Genomic DNA, 7,045 nt, shown 5'->3' on the forward strand with positions numbered 1-7,045 from the left:
GGTCGTGAGAGGTGTGGTGTTCGACGGCGTACGGGTCGAGGTCGTCGATGATCTGGTGGTGCGGGAGCCGGGGCCCGGCGAGGTGCTGGTGGCCGTCGCGGCGGCCGGGCTCTGCCACAGCGACCTGTCGGTCGTCGACGGGACGATCCCGTTCCCGGTGCCGGTGGTGCTGGGGCATGAAGGGGCGGGAGTCGTCGAGGCGGTGGGGGCCGGGGTCACGCATGTGCGGCCCGGGGACCATGTGGCGCTGTCCACCCTCGCCAACTGCGGTACCTGCGCCGACTGCGGCCGGGGTCGGCCGACCATGTGCCGGCGGGCGATCGGGCGGCCCACGCGGCCGTTCTCCCGGGGTGGGCGGGAGCTGTTCCAGTTCGCCGCCAACTCCGCCTTCGCGGAGCGGACGGTGGTCAAGGCCGTGCAGGCCGTCCGGATACCGGACGACATTCCGCTGCCGTCCGCCGCGCTGATCGGGTGCGGGGTGCTGACCGGCGTGGGGGCCGTACTCAACCGGGCGCGCGTCGACCGGGGGGACAGCGTCGTCGTGATCGGGGCCGGGGGGATCGGGCTCAACGTGGTCCAGGGGGCGCGGATCGCGGGGGCCGTACGGATCGTCGCCGTGGACGCCAATCCGGAGAAGGAGGCGGTGGCGCGGCGGTTCGGGGCCACGCACTTTCTGACGTCCGTGGAGGGGGTGCGGGACATCCTGCCCACGGGGGCCGACCACGTGTTCGAGTGCGTGGGCCGTGTCGAGCTGATCCGCCAGGCGGTCGACCTGCTGGACCGGCGGGGGCAGGCGGTGCTGCTGGGCGTCCCGGCGGCCACCGCCGAGGCCTCCTTCCTCGTCTCCTCCCTGTACCTGGACAAGTCCATCCTGGGCTGCCGCTACGGGTCCTCCCGGCCGCAGCGGGACATCGCGCTCTACGCCGACCTGTACCGGGAGGGCCGGCTGCTGCTGGACGAGCTGGTCACGGCCACGTATCCCGTGGAGGACTTCGCGAAGGCGGCGCAGGACGCGGGGGAGGGGCGGGTGGCGCGGGCGGTGCTGACTTTCTGACTGCCGGGTGGCCGAGTCCGGATCTGTGGCCAGGGGGTGCTGGGCGGGACTTTCCTCTGGCTAGTTCCGCCACGGGCACCGGCGGGCTGCCGGTGACGGGGCAGCGGCGGGCGGCCGTTGCCGGACGAGGCGAGTCCGGCGGGAACTGCGTCATGCGGCTGGATGGTGATAGCGCCACGGATGCCGACCGCGTACGCGATGTCCCGCGCGGCCAGGCCGACGCGGAAGTCCGCGTTCCGGCCGTAGCCGGCATCCGCCACGACCACCGGCGGCACCAGATGCCATCCGGCCAGTTCATCCAGGGCGCCCAAGGCCAGTCGCCACCGGACGAGACGACGAGCCTGGGGTGCGACCCGCGGACACAGTCCGGGCAGGATCTCACCCCGTCGAGGTGAGACCTTGACCACAGGTCCTGCCCGGAATCCGAGGTCCGATAGATACTCTTCAGTGATATTACGGGCAGCCTTGTCCGTTCCTCGGCGCTCAATGTCGAACGCCTGGCTGATTTCCCACCGCCCGCGATGAAGAGTGCTGCCATCGCACAGGCGTACGCGCGGCTCCCGAACACTTGCGAGCCGCTGGAAGGCGAGAAAGAAAGTGACCATCCGGATACCGGACGTGACCCTCCGGAGCACAGACGCGGGGAATCTGCCCGCGCCCATGACCACGTTCGTGGGCAGGCACAAGGACCTCGACGAAGTGCGCCGTCGTCTGGGGGCGACACGGTTGCTGACGCTCACCGGCGCGGGCGGGGCGGGCAAGACCCGGCTGGCGCTGCAGGCGGCCGCCGCGTCGTCGGAGGACTTCACCGACGGGGTATGGCTGGTGGATCTGGCAGCGGTGCGCAACCCGTCCCTGGTGGCGAACGCTACTGCGGCCGCCCTGGGGGTGCCGGACCTGGGGGTCAGGCCGGTCGTCGACCAGCTCGCCGCCTTTCTGGCGCACCGCGCTCCGCTGATCGTGCTGGACAACTGCGAGCACCTCGTCGACGCCTGCGCCGAGCTGGTGCACGCCCTGCTGTCGGCTTCCCCCGGGCTGCGCATCCTGACGACCAGCCGCCGGGCGCTGGGGATCGGCGGGGAGCACGTCTTCACCGTCCCCCCGCTGGCACCGGACGAGGCCGTGCAACTGCTCTCGGAGCGGACCTGTGCCCTACGCCCGGAGTTTCGGGTCACCGATGACAACCGCGCCCAGGTCCTCCGGCTCTGCGACGGTCTGGACGGGCTGCCCCTCGCCATCGAACTGGCCGCGTCACGGCTGCGGACCCTCACTGTCCGCGAGGCGGTCAACCGCTTGGAGGACCGCTTCGCGCTGCTCACGGGCGGCAGCCGTGTCGCCCGGCCGCATCAGCGGACGCTGCGCGCGCTGATCGACTGGAGCCATGAGCTGTGCACCCCCGCCGAGCAGTTGCTGTGGCACCGGCTGTCGGTCTTCGCCGACGACTTCGCCCTGGAAGCGGCCGAGGCCGTCTGCGCGGGTGACGGCATCGGCCGGCACGACGTACTCGATCTGCTCGACCAACTGGTCGAGCAGTCCGTCGTCGTACCCACCGAATGCGAGGGCACGCCGCGCTACCGGCTGCTGGAGACCATCCGCCAGTACGGGCGGGAGCGACTCGCCGAGTCCGGCGAGGAACAGCGGACGCGGCGACGGCACCACGCCTTCTACCTCGCCCTCGCCGAACGCATCGCCGACGGCTGCTACGGTCCGGGCCAGCTGGAGAGCCTGGCGCTGATGCGCGCCGAGCACGCCAATCTGCGCGTCGCCCTGGACCGCGGCGGCGAGCCGCAGGCCACCCTGGCACTGGCCGCGGCCTTGCGCTTCCACTGGTGCGAGGGCGGATTCCTCGGTGAGGGACGCCGCTGGCTCGACCAGGCGCTGGTTGCCGCTCCCGAACCCGGCCTGGCGCGGGCGAGGGCGTTGTGGGTCGCGGCCTGGGTAGCGGCGCTGCAGCAGGACCACGCGGCGGCGTACCGGTGGCTGGACGAGGCCGCGGCGCTGGGCGAGCAGCTGGACGACCCGGTCGTGTGCGCCAATGCGGTGAGTCTGCGTGGCACCTTGGCGATGTTCAACGGCCGGTTGGAAGAGGCGCTGTCCTTCTTCGAGACCGCGGCCGCCGCCCACCTGGAGACGGGCGAGGAGATCGGCGCGGTCTACGCGCTGCTGCAGCTGGGCACCGTCCAGTCCCACCTCCGTGATCCGCGCGCCACCCAGAGCTGTCGGCAGGCCGTCGCCCTGGCCGAGGCGCACGGTGAGCGGCTGGCGCACGCGCATGCCCTGTGGACCCTCGGCTACGACGCCTGGCTGCGCGGCGACCACGAGGAGGCATGGACCCAGATCCGGGGCGCGCTGGAGAAGGAGCAGGGCTTCCACGACTTTGTCCGGGTCGCCCTGATGTTGGAGGAACTCGCCTGGGTCACCGCCGCACGCGGCGACCGGGAGGAGGCGGCACGTCTGCTCGGTGCCGCGGGCACCTTGTGGCGGGACACCGGCACCACCATCGCCGCGTTCGGCCCGCACATGGTCGAGCAGCACACCCGGTGCGGGGAGGAGATCGTCAAAAGCCTGGGCCAGGCCGTGTACGAGAAGGCCCTCGCCGAGGGCGCCGGTCACCGCGGCCCCGACCACGCCATCACCTTCGCCCTGCGCATCAGACCCGAGTCCCCCGACACGGTCCCTGCCCGTGCCGGGTCCGATCTTCCCGTCACGATCTCCGCCCCCAACCCGCTGACCCCCCGGGAGCGAGAGGTCGCCGCGCTGGTGTCCAAGGGCATGAGCAATCAGCAGATCGCCTCAGCGCTAGGACGTTCCCCCCGCACTGCCGACCGCCACGTCGAGAACATCCTGGCCAAGCTCAGCTTCAAGTGCCGCGCCCAGATCGCTTCCTGGTGGACAGCCAACCAGGCACCCACCCCGTAGGACAAGTCCGTAGAACTACCCACTTCCAGGGGCTCAGGCCCACTGCGTATAAGTACCCATGGCCTCGGGGCGGACCCTGCGCCGATGCTCGTCGGCATGACACACCACGGCCCCTCTCCTGCGCTGCGGGCCTCGGAGCCGTGCCCAGGGGGATGCGCCCGAACCCGCCGCCGCATACCGAGGGCGGTCGGCAACCGGGCCTGTTGACAACCCCGCGCCCGACCGATGCCGGTTACCGCTTCCCCCGTCGCAGACGGCACCCGGAAGCGACCGCCGACCAGGCCGCCGACAGTGCGTGAGTGCCCCGTGTGGACATGAAGATCACTGTCGATATCGGAAACCACCCCACACCGCAGCCCAATCGCCGCGCCACATAGCAGTCCATCAGCGGGCCGCTCATCACGACAAGGAACTCGCGTGACAACCGAAACGCAGGGACAGCTCCCCCGTAGATCATTTCTCGCCCGCGCCATCGCTGTGGCGGCCGGCGCCGCGATGGCCGGCGGCACGGTGCTCGCCTCCGCCCCCGTGGCCAGCGCCGAGGACAAGGGCCCGAACGCCACCTGGCGTATCAGCGGCGACCCCAAAACAGACGCGCGGGGCTACGCCAACATGCTCAAGGCCATCAAGGACGCGGTCACCGCCGGCTCCCTCCTTGCTGCGCCGGACCCCAATATGCCCGGCTCGTCCGCCTCCCCGGTCAACGTCACCCGGATCGATGGAACCGGGACGTACGTCATACTTGACATTTACAGCTTCGGCGATGAGGTCATCCGCGTGTTCCTGCGCCATTCGGATCTCTACTTCATGGGATACCGAGCCGGCACCGAGAGCGGTGGCGCCGTGACATGGCGCACTTTCTTCACGCTGGAGCCCGCAGCACAGGAAGGCGGGGCATCGCCGCTGACCGACATCACGGCACAGAGCACGGACACGCGCTTCAACGGGATGGCGTCCTACGTCGAATTGGGCAACCGGGGGGCATCCCGCACGAACATGGGCATATCCCCCTTCTCGCTCGAGAACGCCGTGCGCACCCTCGGCGGCACGGCTGTCCCCTCCATATCCGCCGCGGCGCCGGCAATCCTGCAGATCATCGTGGGAGTCGCCGAAGCCGGTCGCTTCCGGGCGCAGGCGAGGGACACTCACAGGGCATTCGCGGCAGGAGTGGCCTTCGGGCTCACCGCGACGCACATGGCGTTCCACAACAACTGGGGCAACCTCAGCAGGGTCTTCCTCGTCGCGGTGCTCGCGGGAGCCGTCGCGCTGGAGGCTCCTATCGTGATCGCCGGAATCACCATCGGTACCGCGGCGGCAGTCTCAACCTGGCTTATGACAGTCCACCACTCGAACCTGTTCACCAAGGACATGAAGAAAAACCTGGAGGGCGCCCTGATGTATGTGGACCCGCAGGGCACCGGTGACTTCTGGACCATCCAGGAGGCGATCAACGCCGCTCCCGACTACGGCGCGAACACCATCCTCATCGAGAAGGGCGATTACCACGAGGTCCTCTCCGTCCCGACCAACAAGTCCTGGCTGACGATCACGGGCATCACCGGTAATAGAGGGGACGTCTACATCCACAACACCAGGTGCAACGGGATGATCAACTCGGCGACCGGCACGAAGTGGGGCACCCAGGGCAGCGCCGTGGCCACCTTCAGAGCGCCCAACCTCACCGTCCGGCACCTCACGATCAACAACACGTTCGACCGCAACGCCCACCAGGAGATCAGCCCGTACGAGACCCAAGCCGTCGCGGTCGTCGCCATGGGGGACCGGCAGGTGTATGAGAACGTGGCGATCTGGAGCCATCAGGACACCCTGTACGTCAAGGGACAGACGCCCACGTCGCAGGCCCGGCAGTACTTCGTCAACTGCCACATCCGGGGCGACGTGGACTTCATCTTCGGCAACGCCACCGCGGTGATCGACCGGTCCACGGTCCAGGCGCTCTCGTGGCCCAACGGCACTGTGCTGGCGCCGAACACCGACCTGTCCAAGAAGTACGGGATCCTGCTCAGCAGTTGCACGATCAGCACCAGTGGTGTCGCGAACGACACGATGCACCTCGGCCGGCCGTGGAACAACACGGAGGACGCATGGCCCCAGGCGATCGTGCGCTCGTGCGAGATCCAGGCGGGCGTCGCGGACGCGCAACCCTGGGTCGACATGCTCCCCGACCAGCCCTGGCGGTTGTTCGGCCGCTTCAGGGAGTACCACAACTTCGGCCCCGGAGCAGGCTTCGGCGAGAACTCACCACAACTGACTGATGCCGAAGCCGCCGAGTACACCGCCCAGAAGTACCTGGCCGGCACCGACGGCTGGAACCCGCTCGACTGACCGCGGCCGAGTTCGTCAAGGCCCACGGGCAGGCCACCACGACCCGGCGAAGGTGCTGGAGGCCGGCTGTCAGATCGCCGCGTACCTCTTCCGCGACGAGTACGGGACCATCCCCAGCCCGGACGTCACCGAGCGGGAGCTGAAGGCCCTGCGCGAGGCGACCGCGATCATGGCGCTGAACGGGGTCGAGTTCGACGGGCACCTGTCCAACATCGGCCCGTGCTCGTCCTTCCCCGTCGCCACCTCGGTCGTCTTCGGAGGCGTCGCGCCTCTGGGCGAACCGGTCGCAGACCGTGGACCAGGAGCCGAACGCCTCCGGCACGTCCCGCCACGGACTGCCGGTACGGAACCAGATGATCCCCTCCATCTGATCGCGCAGGCGCTCCGGGCAGGGGCCGTACTGACCGATCGACAGGTGGGGGTGGATCAACTCGCGGTCACTGTCGTGGTTCAGTTCACGTCGCACCACGCATGTGTCCTACCAGTTCGATCGCGATCGGCAGGGCTGGTCACGGAAATCGAGATCACGACTCCGTACAGGCCCTGGTACTCCAGCAGGATTTCGCTGTCTGGCCTGGTCTTTCGCCGGGTGGCGGGAGTGTAGCGGGACTTCGATCGTGCGGGGGCGGTCTCACGGGGACCGCCCCTCGATCGTGCGACAACGCCGCAGGTAGTGACAGCGGCGGGGCAGCCTCCGAGGGTGATCACACTACAGCCTTGAGCTCA

Annotated in this window: 3 protein-coding genes and 2 pseudogenes; 3 read left to right on the top strand and 2 right to left on the bottom strand. The window is 69.4% G+C overall.

Annotated features, from left to right (window positions below; translation table 11 throughout):
• Positions 1-4 precede the first annotated feature (4 nt).
• Complete coding sequence (locus I8N67_RS29245) at positions 5-1,054, top strand: Zn-dependent alcohol dehydrogenase (protein ID WP_200307220.1); 1,050 nt, start codon at positions 5-7, stop codon at positions 1,052-1,054.
• A gap of 52 nt (positions 1,055-1,106) precedes the next feature.
• On the opposite strand, the pseudogene I8N67_RS44920 reads toward I8N67_RS29245, so the two are convergent.
• A pseudogene (locus tag I8N67_RS44920) lies at positions 1,107-1,380 on the bottom strand (transposase); the annotation flags it as partial.
• A 334-nt stretch (positions 1,381-1,714) separates the two neighbouring features.
• Between I8N67_RS44920 and I8N67_RS29250 the strand changes: the two are divergent.
• On the top strand, positions 1,715-3,973 hold the full coding sequence (locus tag I8N67_RS29250) for a helix-turn-helix transcriptional regulator (RefSeq protein ID WP_200307221.1): 2,259 nt from the start codon (positions 1,715-1,717) through the stop codon (positions 3,971-3,973).
• A 417-nt stretch (positions 3,974-4,390) separates the two neighbouring features.
• Positions 4,391-6,319 (top strand): pectinesterase family protein, encoded by a 1,929-nt coding sequence (locus I8N67_RS29255; RefSeq protein ID WP_200307222.1) that lies wholly within the window; start codon positions 4,391-4,393, stop codon positions 6,317-6,319.
• 322 nt (positions 6,320-6,641) lie between these two features.
• Here the strand turns inward: I8N67_RS29255 and I8N67_RS44700 are convergent.
• A pseudogene (locus I8N67_RS44700) lies at positions 6,642-6,788 on the bottom strand (hypothetical protein); the annotation flags it as partial.
• Between the last annotated feature and the right edge of the window lie 257 nt (positions 6,789-7,045).

Source organism: Streptomyces adelaidensis, from assembly GCF_016598475.1.
Lineage (GTDB): Bacteria > Actinomycetota > Actinomycetes > Streptomycetales > Streptomycetaceae > Streptomyces > Streptomyces adelaidensis.

Coding starts and splice junctions, on each gene's coding strand:
- I8N67_RS29250 (WP_200307221.1), top strand. CDS start 1,715: ATGACCACGTTCGTGGGCAGGCACAAGGACCTCGACGAAGTGCGCCGT.